This is a genomic window from Marinovum sp. J2-8 (genome assembly GCF_055808435.1).
In genome coordinates this window covers 215991-232851 of the sequence record NZ_JBVVRZ010000005.1, presented here as the reverse complement: position 1 = coordinate 232851, position 16861 = coordinate 215991, and the positions used below count along the sequence as shown (strand labels likewise).

General features: G+C 60.3%; 16 protein-coding genes and 1 pseudogene. 11 read left to right on the top strand and 6 right to left on the bottom strand.

Annotated features, from left to right (window positions below; translation table 11 throughout):
- The first annotated feature begins 119 nt into the window (after nucleotides 1-119).
- The 9 genes from trkA to ccmD all read left to right on the top strand — a co-directional run bounded on the left by trkA (nucleotide 120) and on the right by ccmD (nucleotide 7351).
- Entirely contained in the window at nucleotides 120-1496 is a 1377-nt protein-coding gene (trkA, locus tag AC0L4F_RS16335; protein ID WP_244690134.1) for a Trk system potassium transporter TrkA, read from the top strand.
- Nucleotides 1497-3011 carry a TrkH family potassium uptake protein gene (locus tag AC0L4F_RS16330; protein ID WP_244690131.1) on the top strand — a complete coding sequence of 505 codons (1515 nt, stop codon included), beginning with the start codon at nucleotides 1497-1499 and terminating at the stop codon, nucleotides 3009-3011.
- 129 nt (nucleotides 3012-3140) lie between these two features.
- The gene (gene hfq / locus AC0L4F_RS16325) at nucleotides 3141-3380 is read left to right on the top strand and encodes an RNA chaperone Hfq (RefSeq protein WP_048531263.1); all 240 of its coding nucleotides are present in this window, start codon (nucleotides 3141-3143) and stop codon (nucleotides 3378-3380) included.
- The gene (gene hflX / locus AC0L4F_RS16320; protein ID WP_244690129.1) at nucleotides 3377-4651 is read left to right on the top strand and encodes a GTPase HflX; all 1275 of its coding nucleotides are present in this window, start codon (nucleotides 3377-3379) and stop codon (nucleotides 4649-4651) included. Before hfq ends, hflX begins: the two co-directional genes overlap by 4 nt.
- 59 nt (nucleotides 4652-4710) lie before the next feature.
- On the top strand, nucleotides 4711-5076 hold the full coding sequence (locus AC0L4F_RS16315; RefSeq protein ID WP_244690127.1) for an Mth938-like domain-containing protein: 366 nt from the start codon (nucleotides 4711-4713) through the stop codon (nucleotides 5074-5076).
- A gap of 66 nt (nucleotides 5077-5142) precedes the next feature.
- Nucleotides 5143-5757, top strand: a complete 615-nt coding sequence (ccmA, locus tag AC0L4F_RS16310) for a heme ABC exporter ATP-binding protein CcmA (protein WP_244690125.1) — start codon at nucleotides 5143-5145, stop codon at nucleotides 5755-5757.
- Nucleotides 5754-6410 carry a heme exporter protein CcmB gene (gene ccmB, locus AC0L4F_RS16305; RefSeq protein ID WP_244690123.1) on the top strand — a complete coding sequence of 219 codons (657 nt, stop codon included), beginning with the start codon at nucleotides 5754-5756 and terminating at the stop codon, nucleotides 6408-6410. Before ccmA ends, ccmB begins: the two co-directional genes overlap by 4 nt.
- 48 nt (nucleotides 6411-6458) lie before the next feature.
- Entirely contained in the window at nucleotides 6459-7193 is a 735-nt protein-coding gene (locus AC0L4F_RS16300) for a heme ABC transporter permease (protein ID WP_244690121.1), read from the top strand.
- Entirely contained in the window at nucleotides 7190-7351 is a 162-nt protein-coding gene (gene ccmD / locus AC0L4F_RS16295) for a heme exporter protein CcmD (protein ID WP_280520631.1), read from the top strand. Before AC0L4F_RS16300 ends, ccmD begins: the two co-directional genes overlap by 4 nt.
- Here the strand turns inward: ccmD and AC0L4F_RS16290 are convergent.
- Together AC0L4F_RS16290 and acnA are read right to left on the bottom strand one after the other, a co-directional pair.
- Complete coding sequence (locus tag AC0L4F_RS16290; RefSeq protein WP_280520630.1) at nucleotides 7336-7464, bottom strand: hypothetical protein; 129 nt, start codon at nucleotides 7462-7464, stop codon at nucleotides 7336-7338. The two genes, ccmD and AC0L4F_RS16290, sit on opposite strands and share 16 nt — an antisense overlap.
- A 259-nt stretch (nucleotides 7465-7723) precedes the next feature.
- On the bottom strand, nucleotides 7724-10468 hold the full coding sequence (gene acnA, locus AC0L4F_RS16285) for an aconitate hydratase AcnA (protein ID WP_244690119.1): 2745 nt from the start codon (nucleotides 10466-10468) through the stop codon (nucleotides 7724-7726).
- A 234-nt stretch (nucleotides 10469-10702) separates the two neighbouring features.
- Between acnA and AC0L4F_RS16280 the strand changes: the two genes are divergently transcribed.
- On the top strand, nucleotides 10703-11524 hold the full coding sequence (locus AC0L4F_RS16280) for a DUF1223 domain-containing protein (protein WP_244690117.1): 822 nt from the start codon (nucleotides 10703-10705) through the stop codon (nucleotides 11522-11524).
- 43 nt (nucleotides 11525-11567) lie between these two features.
- Here AC0L4F_RS16280 and AC0L4F_RS16275 read toward each other — a convergent pair.
- The 4 genes and pseudogenes from AC0L4F_RS16275 to purB form a co-directional block, all read right to left on the bottom strand.
- Nucleotides 11568-12413, bottom strand: a pseudogene (locus AC0L4F_RS16275) (DMT family transporter); the annotation flags it as partial.
- A 112-nt stretch (nucleotides 12414-12525) separates the two neighbouring features.
- Nucleotides 12526-13650 (bottom strand): flagellar motor switch protein FliG, encoded by a 1125-nt coding sequence (locus AC0L4F_RS16270; protein ID WP_244690115.1) that lies wholly within the window; start codon nucleotides 13648-13650, stop codon nucleotides 12526-12528.
- A gap of 103 nt (nucleotides 13651-13753) precedes the next feature.
- Nucleotides 13754-13909 carry a hypothetical protein gene (locus tag AC0L4F_RS16265; RefSeq protein WP_244690113.1) on the bottom strand — a complete coding sequence of 52 codons (156 nt, stop codon included), beginning with the start codon at nucleotides 13907-13909 and terminating at the stop codon, nucleotides 13754-13756.
- Between the two features lie 152 nt (nucleotides 13910-14061).
- A complete protein-coding gene (gene purB / locus AC0L4F_RS16260) occupies nucleotides 14062-15369 on the bottom strand; it encodes an adenylosuccinate lyase (RefSeq protein ID WP_244690111.1) in 1308 nt (435 codons plus the stop codon).
- A 196-nt stretch (nucleotides 15370-15565) separates the two neighbouring features.
- On the opposite strand from purB, the gene AC0L4F_RS16255 reads away from it, so the two are divergent.
- Complete coding sequence (locus tag AC0L4F_RS16255; RefSeq protein ID WP_244690109.1) at nucleotides 15566-16720, top strand: sugar-transfer associated ATP-grasp domain-containing protein; 1155 nt, start codon at nucleotides 15566-15568, stop codon at nucleotides 16718-16720.
- Nucleotides 16721-16861: the final 141 nt, after the last annotated feature.

Sequence of the window (16861 nt, the reverse complement as noted above, 5' to 3'; positions counted from 1 at the left end):
CAAGGGTGAGGCCCTGACCCATCTGTGGCGGCGTGGCTGCATTGACCCTTCCGGCGTGGTCTGACAAGGATGATCCTTGCAGACCCGTTCGGGGCGTTTGGGGCAGGGGAGCCTGAGCCATGAAAGTCATCATTTGCGGTGCCGGCCAGGTTGGCTGGCAAATTGCGCGCCATCTTTCCGGGGAACGCAACGATGTGACCGTTGTCGACAGCAACCCCGATCTGGTGCGCCGTGCCACCGATACACTGGACGTGCAGGGGGTGGCGGGGTTCGCCAGCTATCCTGATGTTCTGGATCGGGCGGGCGCGCGGGATGCCGATATGATCATCGCCGCCACCCATTCGGACGAGGTGAATATGGTCACCTGTCAGGTGGCGCATTCGGTGTTTTCCATCCCGCGCAAGGTGGCGCGCCTGCGGGCGCAAAGCTACCTCGATGCGATTTATTCCGATCTCTACCGGCGGGATCACATGCCGATCGACGTCGTGATCTCGCCCGAGAAAGAAGTGGCCGATGCGGCGCTGCAACGGCTGGCGGCCCCGGCGGCATTTGACACGGAAAGCTTTCTTGACGGTCAGGCACAGTTTCTGGGGCTGCGGCTGCATGCCGAATGCCCGGTGCTGAACACGCCTTTGCGTCAGCTGACCGATCTGTTTTCGACCCTGCGCTCTGTGGTGGTGGCCATCCGGCGCAAGGGCACATTGTTTGCGCCAACCGCCGATGACCAACTGTTTGCCGGGGATGATTGTTACATCATGGCCCATGTCGAAGACGTGCCGCGCACGATGGAGATTTTCGGCAAGACCCAGACCAAACAGGAACGTGTTGTGCTGGTCGGGGGCGGCAATGTCGGGCTGGCGGTCGCACATGCGCTGGAAACCCGCACCGAACGCATTCGCGCCAAGGTGATCGAGAAGAACCGCAAATGTGCCGAACGCGCGGCGGATCTTCTGGAACGCACCATTGTGCTGAACGGCGACGGGTTGGATGCGCAATTGCTGCATGAGGCCAATATCAACCGCGCGGATGCGGTGCTGACCGTGACTGATGATGACAAGGTCAACATGCTCGCGGCGGTCCGGGCCAAGGCCGAGGGCTGTCCCTTTGCGATTGCGCTGATCAACGATCCGACGCTGGTGCCCCTGATGGGGCCGCTGGGGATTGATGCCTATATCAACCCGCGCGCCACAACGGTCAGTTCGATCCTGCGTCACATTCGCCATGGCCGGGTGCGTGGGGTTTATTCCGTCGGCGATGCCGAGGCCGAGGTGATCGAAGCCGAAGTTCTGTCGACCTCGCCAATCGCCGGGCAGCGCATTCGCGACATTGATTTCCCCGAAGGGGTTTTGGTTGGCGCGATCCTGCAGGATGGCAAGGTCAAGCGCCCGACAGGGGCGCTGCGCATCGAAGAGGGCAATGTGATTGCGCTGTTTGCCATGACCAAGGATGTGCCCGAAGTGGAGCGTCTGCTCCAGGTTTCCATAGATTTTTTCTAGATGGGACGGGCGTTAAGAGAACTGCCGTTTTTCCTTCAGCTGGTTGGCCTTGTCGGGCTTGCCATGTTGATACCCGCCGCACAGGCGCTGACGGTGGAACGGTTTCACGAGGCGCGGACCTTTTTCTATGCGGCGTTGCTGACGTTGATATTCGTCAGCCTGATCGGCATTGCGCTGGCCAATCAAGCCAAACGCCCATCGGGATTGCACCAGCTTCTGGGGCTTTTGGGGGCGTTTACGGTTTTGCCGTTGATCATGGCGGTGCCATTCCACGAAGCGCTGCGCACCACATCCTTTCTCAACGCCTATCTGGAGATGGTGTCCAGTTTCACCACCACCGGGGCCTCTTTGTTTCCGCCGGATCGGTTGAGCGACTCGCTGCATCTGTGGCGGGCCCTTGTCGGTTGGATGGGCGGATTGCTGATGTGGATTGCGGCGGCGGCGATCCTTGCGCCGCTGAACCTGGGTGGGTTCGAAGTGACGGCAAGCGCCGAACCCGGCGGCGGAGAGGCGCGGGTGGCCTCGATGGCCAGCGCCGATTCGGTGACGCGTTTGATGCGCACGTCCTGGCGGCTGATGCCGGTTTATGGTGGGCTGACGCTGGCGCTTTGGGTCTGTTTGCTGATCGCGGGCGAAGTGCCGTTGGTGGCGTTTTCACATGCGGCATCCACCATGGCGACATCGGGCATTTCACCGGTGGGCGGGGTACAGAATGGCGCCGCCGGATTGGTGGGCGAGGCGCTGATATTCCTGTTCATGCTGTTCGCCCTGTCCCGGCTGACCTTCTCTAATGACACGGTCACCGGTGCGGCCGCGGACCTGCGCCATGACCCGGAATTCCGTCTGGGCCTGATTCTTGTGGTGGTGGTGCCCGGATTTCTGATCCTGCGTCACTGGTCCGGCGCCTATGAGGTGGACGAGGTCAACGATTTCCTGGCGCTGTTGCATGCGGCCTGGGGCAGCATGTTCACCGTGCTGTCGTTCCTATCCACCACCGGTTTCCAAAGCGCAGATTGGGTGGATGCCCGAAGCTGGTCGGGACTCGACAGTCCGGGCATGATCCTTCTGGGCCTGGCAATGATTGGCGGCGGCGTGGCCACCACCGCGGGCGGGGTCAAACTTTTGCGGGTCTTCGCACTTTACCTGAATGGCCAGCGCGAGATCGAGCGCCTGGTGCATCCGTCTTCTGTTGGCAATGCCCGCGCCATCAGCCGGCGCATTCGCCGCCAGGGGGCCTTTGTCGCCTGGATCTTTTTCATGCTGTTCGCCATCTCGCTTGCGGCAACAACGGTATTGCTTGGCGCGTTTGGCGTGCGGTTCGAAGCGGCGATCGTGTTGGCGACCTCGGCGCTGTCGACAACCGGGCCATTGGTGGTCACCGCATTGGATTCGCCGATTGTCCTGGTCGAGATGAACCAGGGCGCCAAGCTGGTTTATGGCGCGGCCATGGTGCTGGGGCGGTTGGAAACACTGGCAATTATCGCGCTTTTGTCGCCAAACCTGTGGCGAAATTGACTTATGCTGCGATGCAGCATAGGTAAGAGGCCATTAGGGCTGGAAAACCCTTGACGGGCGCGACATACTCCGTCCGCAATGACCGGGGCCGATCCGCGGCAACGACAACAAGAACAAAGGCAATTTGCGATGGCTTCGGATAGACAGAACCTGCAGGACGCGTTCCTCAATCATGTGCGCAAGACCAAGGTTCCGGTGACGGTGTTCCTGATCAACGGTGTGAAACTACAGGGTGTGATCACCTGGTTCGACAATTTCTGTGTGCTGCTGCGCCGCGACGGCCAGTCGCAGCTGGTGTATAAACACGCGATTTCGACCATCATGCCGGCACAGCCGATCAACCTTTATGATGGTGACGAGGGCGCTTGAAAGAGCACGAAACCCATGTGACCCGGGCTTGGGTCCTGCATCCTGACATCAAATCCGACTATGACCGACGGGCCCCCGGCCCGGCGCTGGAAGAGGCGATTGCCCTTGCGGCGGCGCTGCCCGATCTTGAGGTTGCGGGCGCCGAAGTGGTGCGCCTGCCGAAGGCGCAGCCGGGCAAGCTGTTTGGCAAGGGCAAGATCGAAGAGCTGAAAGGCCGAATCGAAGGCGCAGATGTCGAATTGGTGCTGGTCGATGGTCATGTCACCCCGGTGCAGCAACGCAATCTGGAAAAGGAATGGGGCGTCAAGCTTCTGGACCGGACCGGGTTGATTCTGGAAATCTTCTCTGACCGCGCCGCAACCCGCGAGGGTGTGTTGCAGGTCGAGATGGCCGCATTGTCCTATCAACGCACCCGTCTGGTACGCGCCTGGACCCACCTGGAACGCCAGCGTGGCGGATTGGGCTTTGTCGGCGGTCCGGGCGAAACCCAGATCGAGGCCGACCGCCGCGCGATTGACGACCAATTGGTCCGCCTGCGCCGGCAGCTCGACAAAGTGGTGAAAACCCGCGATCTGCACCGCAAGGCCCGCGCCAAGGTGCCGTTCCCGATTGTCGCGCTGGTCGGCTATACCAACGCCGGGAAATCCACGCTTTTCAACCGCTTGACCGGTGCGGACGTGATGGCCAAAGACATGCTTTTTGCCACGCTGGACCCGACGATGCGCGCGGTCGAGCTGGAAAATGGCCTTGAGGTCATCCTGTCGGATACGGTCGGCTTCATTTCTGACCTCCCGACAGAGCTTGTCGCCGCCTTCCGCGCCACATTGGAAGAGGTGCTGGCCGCCGATGTGATCTGTCATGTGCGCGACATCGCCCATGATGGCACCGAGGAACAGGCGGCGGATGTGCGCGCCATTCTTGGCGGGTTGGGCGTGCCAGAGAGCACGCCGCAGTTGGAGATCTGGAACAAGATCGACCGCCTGCCGGATGACGAGCGCGAGGCGCTTTTGACCCGCGCCGCCCGCAACGATGCGATTGTGCCGATGTCGGCCGTCACCGGCGAGGGGATGGATGTTTTCCTGGCCGCAGTGACCCGCGCATTGGACGCTGAAAAGCATGATGTGGATTTGGTTCTAGGGTATGATCAGGGGCGCAAACGTGCCTGGCTGTTCGAACGCGGGCTGGTGACCGCCGAGGATCAGACCGAAGAGGGCTATGCCCTGCGCATCAGCTGGACCCGCAAACAAGAAGCGCAATTCGCACGGCTGTAACCCGCGAATTGCGTCACTTGGGCATTCCCCTGGCAGGCTAATCGCGCTATGTCAGCGGCATGCGTTTGAACAAAGTCACATACAGCGATGCCGAACCGATTGACGGCTATGGTCCGGGGTTTTTCCGGATCGGCGGCAAGGTTCACCACGGCCATGTCATCACCGACGCCTCTGGCACACGCGGCTGGGCCGGGCTGGACGATGGCGCGGCGCTTCTGGCGCTGGCGGACACGGCAGATGTGGTGTTCATCGGCACCGGGGCCGAGATTGCCCATATTCCCGCGGACCTGCGCAAGGCGCTGGAAGAGGCGGGTCTGGGGGTAGAGGTCATGGCCTCACCCGCCGCATGTCGCACCTATAACGTGTTGCTGTCCGAAGGCCGTCGGATCGCCATGGCGGCGCTGGCCGTAGCGGCGACAGAGTGACACGGGGCGCGACTGTGCGCGGGCCAGGGTCTTGCTGACGCTGACAAATTCGGCAAATCTCCTGACATGATGCTCGATGCGCAAAACCTCTCTGTGGCCCGGGGCGGCATTCCGATTCTGGCGGAGGTGTCGTTTAGCCTGGCCCCCGGGCGGGCATTGATCCTGCGCGGGCCAAATGGCATCGGCAAGACCAGCCTTCTGCGTGTGGTGGCGGGATTACAACCGCCGCTGGCCGGGACATTGACCGGCGCGGGCGACAATGTGGCCTATGCCGCCCATGCGGACGGGCTGAAAACCACGCTGAGTGTGGCGGAAAATCTGACGTTCTGGGCGCGGGTGTTTGGCACGGATGATATCGCCCCGGCGCTTGCGGCCTATCAACTGGGGCCTTTGCGCGACCGGGCGGCCGGGCAATTGTCCGCCGGACAGAAACGCCGGCTTGGCCTTGCGCGGCTGATGGTGACCGGGCGGCCGATTTGGGTGCTGGACGAGCCGACAGTGTCGCTTGACCGCGATGCAGTCGCGATGTTTGCCGATGCGGTGCGCTTGCATCTGGGGCAGGGGGGATCGGCGTTGATTGCCACCCATATCGACCTTGGTCTTGATGGGGATGCATTGGATGTGGCGCAGTTTCGCGCCGTGCCGCCGGACAGCGACGATTTTGACGAGGTGTTTCTGTGATCGCATTGCTGTCCCGTGATCTGGCGCTGGCGATCCGCGCGGGCGGCGGCTTTGGCCTTGGGCTGGCGTTTTTTCTGATCGTCGTGACCCTGGTGCCGTTTGGCGTTGGCCCACAATCCGAACTTCTGTCACGCATTGCCCCCGGCATCCTTTGGCTGGGCGCGCTTTTGGCCTGCCTATTGTCGCTCGACCGTATTCTTGCGCTCGACTGGGAGGATGGTTCGCTTGATCTTCTGGCCACCGCGCCCCTGCCGATGGAGGGGATCGTCAGCATCAAGGCGCTGGCCCATTGGTTGACCACCGGCTTGCCACTTGTCTTGGCGGCACCGGTGCTGGGCCTTTTGTTGAACCTGCCGCAGGCGGGGTTTGTCTGGCTGACGCTTTCGCTGGCGCTTGGCACCCCGGCGCTGTCGGTGATTGGCACCTTTGGCGCGGCGCTGACCGTCGGGTTGAAACGCGGCGGATTGTTGATGTCGCTGCTGGTGCTGCCGCTCTACGTGCCGACCCTGATTTTCGGTGCCGAGGTGGCGCGCCGCGGCGCCCAGGGCATGGAGACCCAAACGCCGCTGCTGATGCTCGCGGGAATTTCACTTGCGGTGATCGCGCTTTTGCCCTTTGCCTCGGCTGCGGTCCTGCGGGTGAACCTGCGATAAATGAAATTGATGCTGGCACCGCACCACAGTCACGAATAGGTATCTGTCATGGCCTCGATCTGGGAATATGCGAACCCGAAAAAGTTCATCGACACCACAAACCGGGTGATCCCTGCGCTGTGGGCGCTGGCCTTGGTCTGTCTTGTGGTCGGGCTGGTCTGGGGGTTCTTTTTCACCCCCGATGATTATCGTCAGGGCTCGACGGTCAAGATCTTCTATCTGCATGTGCCCTCGGCGCTGATGGCGATCAATGGCTGGTTCATGATGTTGGTGGCGTCGCTGATCTGGATCATCCGGCGGCATCACGTATCGGCGCTGGCGGCGCGTGCGGCGGCGCCGGTGGGCATGGTGATGACCATCATCGCGCTGTTGACCGGGGCGATTTGGGGCCAGCCGATGTGGGGCACATATTGGGCCTGGGATCCGCGGCTGACCTCGTTCCTGATCCTGTTTCTGTTCTATCTCGGCTATATCGCGCTGTGGAGTGCGATCGAGGACGACGACACAGCCGCTGACCTGACGGCGGTGCTCTGCCTTGTCGGGTCGGTCTTTGCGGTCTTGTCGCGCTATGCGGTGAATTTCTGGAACCAGGGCCTGCACCAACCCGCCTCATTGTCGCTGGATGCCGAAGAAAACGTCGCTGACGTGTTCTTCCTGCCAGCGCTGCCGTCGATGGCGGGGTTTGTCTTGTTGTTCATCGTGCTGGTGCTGATCCGCACCCAGACCGAAATTCGCGCCCGTCGGATGCGGGCGCTCTTGGCGCGGGAGCGGATGCAATCATGATTGATCTGGGAAAATACGCCGTACCTGTCCTGTCAGCCTATGCCGTCAGCCTGACCTTGCTGGGGCTGGTCATCTGGACCAGCCTGCGCCGGGCCCGCCGGGTACGCGCGCAATTGGACGCGGTGGAAACTCGGGTCAGGTCTCAGCGGTCACAATAGGCCCCCGGCTGATTGACCGGACAGGAGGCGCGTTGGCTGTCAAAGCCATGTGCCCCCACCACAGCGAACAAAACCAAAATCGCGGCCTGTACCAAAACCAAAGCTGTTTTCATGTTTTTCTTTCCTGTCTGCCTCACTCCCATCTGGTGTGGGATCAGTCGTGATTAAACGGGGAAAGGGGCGCGCGTCGCCTCACAAACACGCGATAGGCGGAAGGGCGCAAGGTTTCGGCTGAAACGCCCCTGCTTCTTCTCTTTTAAAATACGCAAATCCCGCAGGCGCCAAATGCAAAACGGCCCGAGGTTTTGCCCCGGGCCGTTTCTAAGATGCGGGCGGCGCATTCACTGCGCTGCCCCTTTGATTTGCCAGGTCTTACGACTTGGCGAGGTTGCGCAGCACGTAATGCAGCACACCACCGTTTTCGATGTATTCGATCTCGACCGCGGTATCGATCCGGCATTTCAGGGTGATTTCCTGAACCGATCCATCGGCCATTGTGATCTCGCAGGGCACTTCCTGCAGTGGTGTGACGCTGTCCAGACCTTTGATCGACACCGTCTCTTCGCCAGTCAGGCCAAGCGATTTGCGGGTTACGCCGCCGGTGAATTCAAACGGGATCACGCCCATGCCAACCAGGTTGGAGCGGTGGATACGTTCGAACAATTCCGCAATCACGGCTTTGACACCCAGAAGTGCTGTACCTTTGGCCGCCCAGTCACGCGAAGATCCGGCACCGTATTGCTCACCACCAAAGATGACCAGCGGTGTGCCCGCGGCCTGATGCGCCATTGCAGCCTCAAAGATCGAGGTCTGCGCGCCATCTGGGCCTTTGGTGTAACCACCTTCGACGCCATCCAGCATCTCGTTCTTGATGCGGATGTTGGCGAATGTGCCGCGCATCATGATCTCGTGGTTGCCACGACGCGACCCATAAGAGTTGAATTCGCGCTGCGGAACCTGACGTTCGATCAGATACTGACCTGCCGGTGTTGTATCTTTGAACGCACCAGCGGGCGAGATGTGGTCGGTTGTGATCATGTCACCCAAGAGTGCCAGCACTTTCGCGCCTTCGATGTTCTCGATCTCTTTGGTGTCCATGGTGATGCCCTGGAAGTAAGGCGGGTTCTGGACATAGGTCGAGGTCGGCGGCCAGTCGTAGGTTTTCTCGTCGGTGGTTTCGACGCCCTGCCATTTTTCGTCGCCTTTGAAGACATCGGCGTATTTCGACTGGAACGCTTCGCGCGTCACGGTCTGTTGGACCAGATCCGCGACTTCTTTTGTCGTGGGCCAGATGTCTTTCAGATAGACGTCATTGCCGTCCTTGTCCTGACCAAGCGGTTCGGTTGTCAGGTCGATGTTCATGTCACCGGCCAGCGCATAGGCCACAACCAGCGGCGGCGACGCGAGATAGTTGGCGCGCACGTCAGGCGAAATACGACCTTCGAAGTTCCGGTTGCCCGACAGCACCGAGGTTGCGACCAGATCACCCTGGGCAATCGCTTCGCTCAGCTCTTTCTGGATCGGGCCAGAGTTGCCGATACAGGTGGTGCAGCCATAACCAACAAGGTTGAAGCCGATGGCATCAAGGTCTTCCTGAAGGTTCGCGGCCTCCAGATAGGCCGAAACAACCTGCGAGCCGGGCGCGAGCGAGGTTTTGACCCAAGGCTTGCGGGTCAGACCCAGGGCGCGTGCCTTGCGTGCCACCAGACCGGCGCCGATCATCACATAGGGGTTCGACGTGTTGGTGCAGGAGGTGATCGAAGCGATCACAACCGAGCCGTCATGCAATTCGTACTCTTCGCCTTCGACCTTGATCGACTTGCGCGGATCTTTGGCCAGGACCGGGGCCGGGCCTTCGGAGGCCATGTCGGCCGCATCTGCGGTGGCGTCAATGCCACGATATTCGGCCACAACCTTATAGAACGACGAGGCCGATTCGGTCAGCGCGACATAGTCCTGCGGACGTTTCGGGCCGGAAATCGCCGGAACGATGGTGCCCATGTCCAGTTCAAGCGTGTCGGTATAGATCGGATCATAGTTTTCGTCGCGCCAGAAGCCGTTTTCCTTGGCATAGGCTTCGACCAGCGCAATCCGGTCTTCGTCGCGGCCCGTGTTGCGCAGGTAACGCAGGGTCTCGCCGTCGATCGGGAAGAAGCCACATGTCGCGCCATATTCCGGTGCCATGTTGGCGATGGTGGCACGGTCGGCCAGCGGCAGGCTATCAAGGCCCGGGCCATAGAATTCGACGAATTTGCCGACCACGCCCTTGGCGCGCAGCATTTCGACGACCTTCAGCACGAGGTCGGTACCGGTGGTGCCTTCCATCATTGCGCCGGTCAGCTTGAAGCCGATGACTTCGGGGATCAGCATGGAAATCGGCTGGCCCAGCATCGCGGCCTCGGCCTCGATCCCGCCAACACCCCAGCCCAGAACAGCAGCGCCGTTGACCATGGTGGTGTGGCTGTCGGTGCCGACAAGCGTGTCAGGATAGGCCACTTCTTCGCCGTTCTGGTCGACGTCGGTCCAGACGGTTTGCGAAAGATATTCGAGGTTCACCTGGTGGCAGATGCCGGTGCCGGGCGGAACAACGCGGAAATTGTTGAACGCGGACTGGCCCCATTTCAGGAATGTGTAGCGCTCCATGTTGCGCTCATACTCGCGGTCGACGTTCATCTGGAACGCGCGCGGGTTGCCGAATTCGTCGATCATCACCGAGTGGTCGATCACGAGGTCGACAGGGTTCAGCGGGTTGATCTTTTCAGGATCGCCGCCCAGTGCGACGATACCGTCACGCATTGCAGCAAGGTCAACAACCGCCGGAACGCCGGTGAAATCCTGCATCAGCACGCGGGCCGGACGATAGGCGATTTCGCGGGGGTTCTTGCCACCCTTGGCACCCCATTCGGCAAAGGCCTTGATGTCGTCAACCGAAACGGTCTTGCCATCCTCAAACCGGAGCATGTTTTCCAGCACCACTTTCAAAGCGGCAGGCAAGCGCGAGAAATCGCCAAGCCCGGCGGCCTGGGCTGCGGGGATGGAATAATAGGAAATTGACTTACCGCCAGCCGTAATGGACTTGCGGACCTTTGAGGTATCCTGACCAACTGTGATGGGCATGGAATGGCTCCCTTCTGATGATGCCAAGGGGTTTCGCTGCACCTGCAATAGCCCCGGTTTGGGGGCGCAATCAAGGGGGCGCGGCCATTTGTATGCGATTGTATGCAAAAAAAGCGCGATACTGTGGCGACTTTGGCCACTTCTGGGGCAGTTCTCGGAAAATCGCAAAACCTTGATTGGTTATTTCAATGCCGCACAGCTAGGAAGAGACCCGCGACATGACGGGGATATCAGATGACTTTGCGCAATGTACTTGGCGCGCTGGCCTTTGCCGGGCTGGCCGGGGTGATGCCGATGGCAGGGGCCTGGGCCGATGAAACCGGCGCCCGCACCCCTGCGGTGGCTGCGCCTGTGGTGGTTGAATTGTTCACCTCGCAGGGGTGTTCCTCTTGTCCGCCTGCGGATGCCTTGTTGCACAAACTGGCGGCGCGCAGCGATGTCATCGCCCTGGCGCTGCATGTGGATTATTGGGATTACATCGGCTGGAAAGATGAATTTGCCCTGGCCGGTCATACCAACCGGCAAAAGGGGTACGCCAGCGTGGCTGGACGGCGCATGATCTATACCCCGCAGATGATCATCAATGGCACCGATCACGTGGTCGGCAATCATCCGATGGATGTGAACGAGTTGATCAAATTGCATCAGGCCGCACCATCGCAAATCCGGCTGGATATTTCCGACACCGCCAGCGGCACCCAGGTCACCGCCCGTGCGTTGGCCGATCTGGACGGGGATCTGGACGGTGGGATGCGGATCGTTCTGGTGGAATTTTCCCCCAATGCCACAACGACAATCACCCGCGGCGAAAACGCCGGGCGCACCATCAGCTATGCCAATATCGTTCAGAACTGGCGTGAGCTGGGGAAATGGGACGGCGAAAGCGATTTTCAGATCGCGGTAGAGGCCGAGGGCGCGGCGGCGGTGCTGGTGCAAAAGGCGGATTTTGGCCCGATCCTGGCGGCGGCGAAGCTTCCTTCCAGTCAGGCCTGCCGGAATCAGACAGGTCGGAAGCAGGTAGGCCAGAAGCAGGTACGCCGGTGTCGATTTTCTTGACCCAAGTTTCGCGATACCAGACATAAATCCCTGACAAGACAATGATCGCGCCGCCGATCATCGTGGCCAGATCGGGAATTTCTCCAAAAATCAGCGCCCCCCAGATCACTGCGAACAACAACCCGCAATAGGTGAAGGGCGCCAGCACGCCCGCCGGGCTGTTTTGCAAGGCGCGGATCAACATCAGCTGCCCCATGGCCGAGACACCGCCCATGGCCGCCATGATGGAAATCGACCCGATGTCGCGGGGAATTTGCCCGACAAAGGGCATCAACGCCGTCATTACAATTGCGCCAAAGGCGGCGGTGTAAAACAGCGAGGTCCAGGCATCCTCATCCCGGCCGACAAACCGGGTGATCAGGGTGTAGGTGGAAAAACAGACGGCTGCGCCCAGAGGATAGATCGCGTCGGGGCTGAACACATCGGTGCCGGGCCGGATGATGATCAACGCACCACAAAGCGCCGCCGCAATGCCAAGCGCGCGGCGAAGCCCGATGGCCTCTCCCAGGAAAAGCGCGCCGCCAAGCGTGATCAGAACCGGATTTACATCCATGATCGCGGTATTTTCCGCCAGCCCGATCTTTGTCAGCCCGGTAAAGAAACAGAAGGTCGCAGCAAACAGGCTGATAGAGCGCATCAACTGCAATTTCGGATATCGGGTCTGCAAGGTGCTGCGCAAACGCGGCAACACCAGGATCAGAACCACAATGGTCTGTCCCGCGTATCGCGCCCACAGTGTGGTGGCCACACCGACCCGGCTGCCCATCTCTTTGGCCAGAACATCCGTGATCGAAAAGAACAAAACCGCGCCGATCATCAAGAAGATGCCGCGCGTGGTATCGGTCAGGGGGGAGGTGCCGCCGGATACAGACAATAGGGGAAATCGCATACCCCTGCCTTATGCGGGTTTTCCGGCACTGTCCATCCATCGCCCGGGCCTTTGTGTTTCCCCTGCGGCAACGTCGCAGTGGTGCAGGTGCCCGGGGGGGCGATCACCCTGATCAGCCCTCCTCTTCGTCGTCGACAACAAAGGCAATGTCGCCGGCATCCGCCAGACGACGGATCGCTGCCACAACCTCGCTCATGGCGGCGTCGATGTCCTTGGTCTTTTGCGTGCCGACATCGGCCATTTCATCGCGCAGATTGTCGGCCATACGTCGGGACATGTTGCCCAAAAGAAATTCCACGACTTCGTCGAGACCGTTTTTCTGTGCGCCGGCCAGGGCACGGGCGGCGATGTCGGCATCGACCTCGCGCATGATGGTTGGCACATCGCCCGCGTCGATCCGATCGCTGATGTTTTCAAAGGTAAAGATGGCCTTGCGCACCTTGTCGGCAAAGACCTCGTCCTCTTTTTCAAGCGCGGACAGCAATTCATCCCGCGTGGCAGCGGGGGAGTTGTTCAGGATCGCGCCAACCCGCGCCACCGGTTCCGATTTGAAGGCGCGCACAGGGTCGCGGTCCAGCTGCGTGGCCAGCGACAACCCGATCCTGTCCACCGCTTCTGGTGTGACATTGGCGGTCAGTGAGACCGCATAGGTGATGCGCCGCGCCAGCGGACCGGGCAGTTTCGACAGGATTTCCGCGGCTTTGGCGGTGTCGAGCTTTGAGAGCAGCACCGCCGCGACCTCTGTGCTTTCCGACGTGATGAAATCCAGCAAACGTTCCACAGGCAGCGGGCGGATCACCCCCCAGGGATCGCCGGTCTGGCGCACCCCGGCCTCCTTGCGGAGGCGGGCGGCGGTCTGGGGCGAGATTTTTCCGTCCAGCGCCGAAAGCGCCCCGGCAATGCCGCCGGAAAAATGCAGACCAATGGATTCCAGCTCATCCGCAAATTCGCTGACCACATCGGCCAGTGTCGCACGGTCGACATAGCGCATCTTGCCCATTTGCTGGGTCAAATCGGCCTGAAGACTGTCTGGCAATTCGGCCAACTGGACCTCGGCCCCCTCGTTGACCAGCAGCCGCACGATGATCGCGGCCTTTTGTTTGCGCGTCAGCGCGGCCGCCCGCGATGTCAGCACCTTGCCGCCCGCGCCGTTGTGTGCCTGTCCGCTGCCGTTGGGTTGCCCGCCTGCCGATGGCATCATCGACGGCAGGCCGGGCAATGTCGCGAGTTGGTTCATCCCTGATACTCCGGTGTTCTGCATGTCAGCAGTACGTTGAATTGGTGAACAAACTCTGAAATCTGGCCCGATGTACTGGCCCGATGAAACGGGGTGTCCGGGCCTAGCTGGTCACCTGTTCGACACAGGACCGGGTGGCGGCATCCCATGTGCTGCCTTCGGCACAGGACATCGCCTGATGCTGGTCTTCACATCCGGTGGCCAGGCTGACCGTGGGCACCAACAGCAATGCGATCGCATAGAGCGCGGTTCGGATCATTGGACGTCTCCCTTTTGCGGCGGCAGATCGCATCTGCCAATGCCGCAAGGATACCACGACACGGGATCCGCGCAAAATCAGGCGCGCGCCACAAAAAAGGCCCGGCAAGATTGCCGGGCCTTTCGAACCGTTTTACGCGATGGGCGCTAAGGTTATTCCGTGCCAAATACACGCGCAAAGATCGTGTCGACATGTTTGGTGTGATACCCCATGTCGAACTTCTCTTTGATGCCATCCACGCCCAGCGCGGCAACCACTGCATCATCGGCCAAAAGCTGTTCCTGGAAATCAACCTGGTCTTCCCAGACCTTCAACGCATTGCGCTGCACCATCGAATAGGCGTCTTCGCGCGACACACCGGCCTGGGTCAGCGCCAAGAGCACCCGTTGCGACATCACCAATCCGGGGAATTTGTTCATGTTGGCCAACATGTTTTCGGGGAAAATCAGCATTTTCTCGATCACGCCGGCCATGCGGTGCAGGGCAAAATCAAGCGTGACGGTGGCGTCCGGGCCAATGGCGCGTTCGACCGAAGAATGCGAGATATCGCGCTCGTGCCAAAGCGCGACGTTTTCCATCGCCGGCACCACGGCCATCCGCACCAGACGCGCTAGACCGGTCAGGTTTTCGGTCAGAACCGGGTTCTTCTTGTGCGGCATCGCGGACGAGCCTTTTTGCCCCATCGAGAAGAATTCCGCACCTTCCAACACCTCGGTGCGCTGCATGTGACGGACTTCGACCGCAATGTTTTCGATGCTGCTGGCGATCACGCCCAAGGTGGCAAAGAACATGGCATGGCGGTCGCGCGGGATCACCTGGGTGCTGATCGGTTCGGGGCGCAGGCCAAGCTGTTCGCAGACATGTTGCTCGACCGCCGGATCGACATTGGCAAATGTGCCGACCGCGCCGGAAATCGCACCGGTGGCGATTTCGTCACGCGCATTCAAAAGCCGGGCCTTGTTGCGGTCCATTTCGGCGTAAAACCGGGCAAAGGTCAGACCCATGGTGGTGGGTTCTGCGTGAATGCCATGCGACCGGCCAACGCGCACGGTGTTCTTGTGCTCCATCGCGCGGGTCTTCAAGGCGGCCAGAAGCCGGTCAACGCCAACCATCAAAAGATCGGCGGCACGCACCAATTGCACGTTGGTGGTTGTGTCCAGCACATCGGACGAGGTCATGCCCTGATGTACAAACCGGGCTTCTTCGCTGCCGACATGTTCCGCCAGATGGGTCAAAAAGGCGATGACGTCATGTTTGGTCACGGCTTCGATCTCGTCAATCCGCGCGACATCGAATTCCACGTCCTTGGCTTTCCAGACCGCATCGGCGTTTTCCTGCGGAATTACGCCCAGTTTCGCCATGGCGTCACAGGCATGTGCCTCGATCTCGTACCAGATGCGGAACTTGGTGGCGGGGTCCCAGATGGCGGTCATTTCAGGGCGGGAATAACGGGGGATCATGCAGGCGGTCCTTTGTTCAGGCGGAATTCGGCGGTTTGGCCGTGGTCTTACGCCCAAGGGGCGAGGGGAACAAGGGCCGTGGCATTTCGATCAGATCGTTAGAATTTTCACGGATACTGCGACGACGGGCCAAATTTTCGCCCCATTGTTGCGCAATTGAGATCAATCAACGGCAGTGGTTAAAAGGGATCGGGGTATGTCCGACGCTACTTTGAATGCAGGATTGAAACACGGCGCCTTGGTCGAGCAGGATCAGTCGCAGTACAAGGCCAAACACCAATTCAACAAGACAGAGCTGATCGCGCATGCGGCGCGGGCCTCTGGGCGTGGGGCCTTTGGCATCGGGATCGAGGCGTCAAAATACCGCAAGGGCAAACAGAAGATCGAATTGGATGAATACGTCAAGTTCCGGCTCTATGATCACGCGGCCCATGATGAAACGGAGCGCGGCGAATTTGTCTCCTGGCTTTTGCAGAATCTGATCATCCACGAGGTCAACGACCTGCATTGGTTTGGCGTGACCGAAGACAAATGGCTGTCGGCCAAATTGCTCGAAACGGATGGGCTGCCGGTGCCGGAAACGCTTGGGGTGATTGATCGCAGCGGGCGGGCATATCATGGATCGTCACCGCTGGACGGGCCTGCCGCGCTGCGCGCGGCGCTGTGTGGCGGCGTTGATATGCCCTTGTTTGGCAAGAACATGCGCGGCTTGGGGTCGGTTGGGGTGTTCACCGTTTTGAGCGCCGATGCCGAAGGCCTGCAACTGCGCGACCACGGTGACATGTCATATGAACATTTCTATGACCAGATCATCGGCGATCATGCATTCATTCTACAAAAGTTCGTGCAGAATTGCGCCTTTCTGCGCGGCTACACCGATACAACCGCGACCGTCCGGGTGGTCAACATGCTGGATGGCGACGGCGTCTATGTGCCGGCGGCGGTGCTGAAATTGCCCTCGCAGCGCAATCAGGCTGACAACTTCTGGCGCGACGGCAACATGCTGTGCAACATTGACCCCGACACCGGCGAAATCCTGACACTGGTGCAATCGGACGGCCCGGAACTGCGCCATCTGGATGTGCACCCGGAAACCGGACAAGAGATCATCGGCCAGCATCTGCCACATTGGAAAGACCTGCGGGCGATCAATGAACGGGTGGCAAAACTGCATGCGCCGCTACGCTATCAAAGCACCGACATTGCCCTTACCGATACCGGCCCGGTGGTGATCGAGGTCAATGCAGGCTCGTCCTTCACCTTGCCGCAATATGCCAGCGGCAAAGGGTTCATGACCCCAAAAGTGCGGCAATTGTTCCGCTCCTGGGGCAGCAAAATCGTCTGGCAATAATCCGGCGCAAAAACGCTGTGGCCAAAAAACTGGCCACTGCACAGCCCGGTGTCGCCAGTTTCGTAGGCCATCTTTCATCTGACCAAAAATATCCCGGGGGGTCCGGGGGCCGGCCCCCCGTACTTTGCCAGCGGGGCTGGC

Coding starts and splice junctions, on each gene's coding strand:
- trkA (WP_244690134.1), top strand. CDS start 120: ATGAAAGTCATCATTTGCGGTGCCGGCCAGGTTGGCTGGCAAATTGCG.
- AC0L4F_RS16330 (WP_244690131.1), top strand. CDS start 1,497: ATGGGACGGGCGTTAAGAGAACTGCCGTTTTTCCTTCAGCTGGTTGGC.
- hfq (WP_048531263.1), top strand. CDS start 3,141: ATGGCTTCGGATAGACAGAACCTGCAGGACGCGTTCCTCAATCATGTG.
- AC0L4F_RS16315 (WP_244690127.1), top strand. CDS start 4,711: ATGCGTTTGAACAAAGTCACATACAGCGATGCCGAACCGATTGACGGC.
- ccmA (WP_244690125.1), top strand. CDS start 5,143: ATGATGCTCGATGCGCAAAACCTCTCTGTGGCCCGGGGCGGCATTCCG.
- AC0L4F_RS16300 (WP_244690121.1), top strand. CDS start 6,459: ATGGCCTCGATCTGGGAATATGCGAACCCGAAAAAGTTCATCGACACC.
- ccmD (WP_280520631.1), top strand. CDS start 7,190: ATGATTGATCTGGGAAAATACGCCGTACCTGTCCTGTCAGCCTATGCC.
- AC0L4F_RS16290 (WP_280520630.1), bottom strand. CDS start 7,464: ATGAAAACAGCTTTGGTTTTGGTACAGGCCGCGATTTTGGTTTTGTTC.
- acnA (WP_244690119.1), bottom strand. CDS start 10,468: ATGCCCATCACAGTTGGTCAGGATACCTCAAAGGTCCGCAAGTCCATT.
- AC0L4F_RS16280 (WP_244690117.1), top strand. CDS start 10,703: ATGACTTTGCGCAATGTACTTGGCGCGCTGGCCTTTGCCGGGCTGGCC.
- AC0L4F_RS16270 (WP_244690115.1), bottom strand. CDS start 13,650: ATGAACCAACTCGCGACATTGCCCGGCCTGCCGTCGATGATGCCATCG.
- AC0L4F_RS16265 (WP_244690113.1), bottom strand. CDS start 13,909: ATGATCCGAACCGCGCTCTATGCGATCGCATTGCTGTTGGTGCCCACG.
- purB (WP_244690111.1), bottom strand. CDS start 15,369: ATGATCCCCCGTTATTCCCGCCCTGAAATGACCGCCATCTGGGACCCC.
- AC0L4F_RS16255 (WP_244690109.1), top strand. CDS start 15,566: ATGTCCGACGCTACTTTGAATGCAGGATTGAAACACGGCGCCTTGGTC.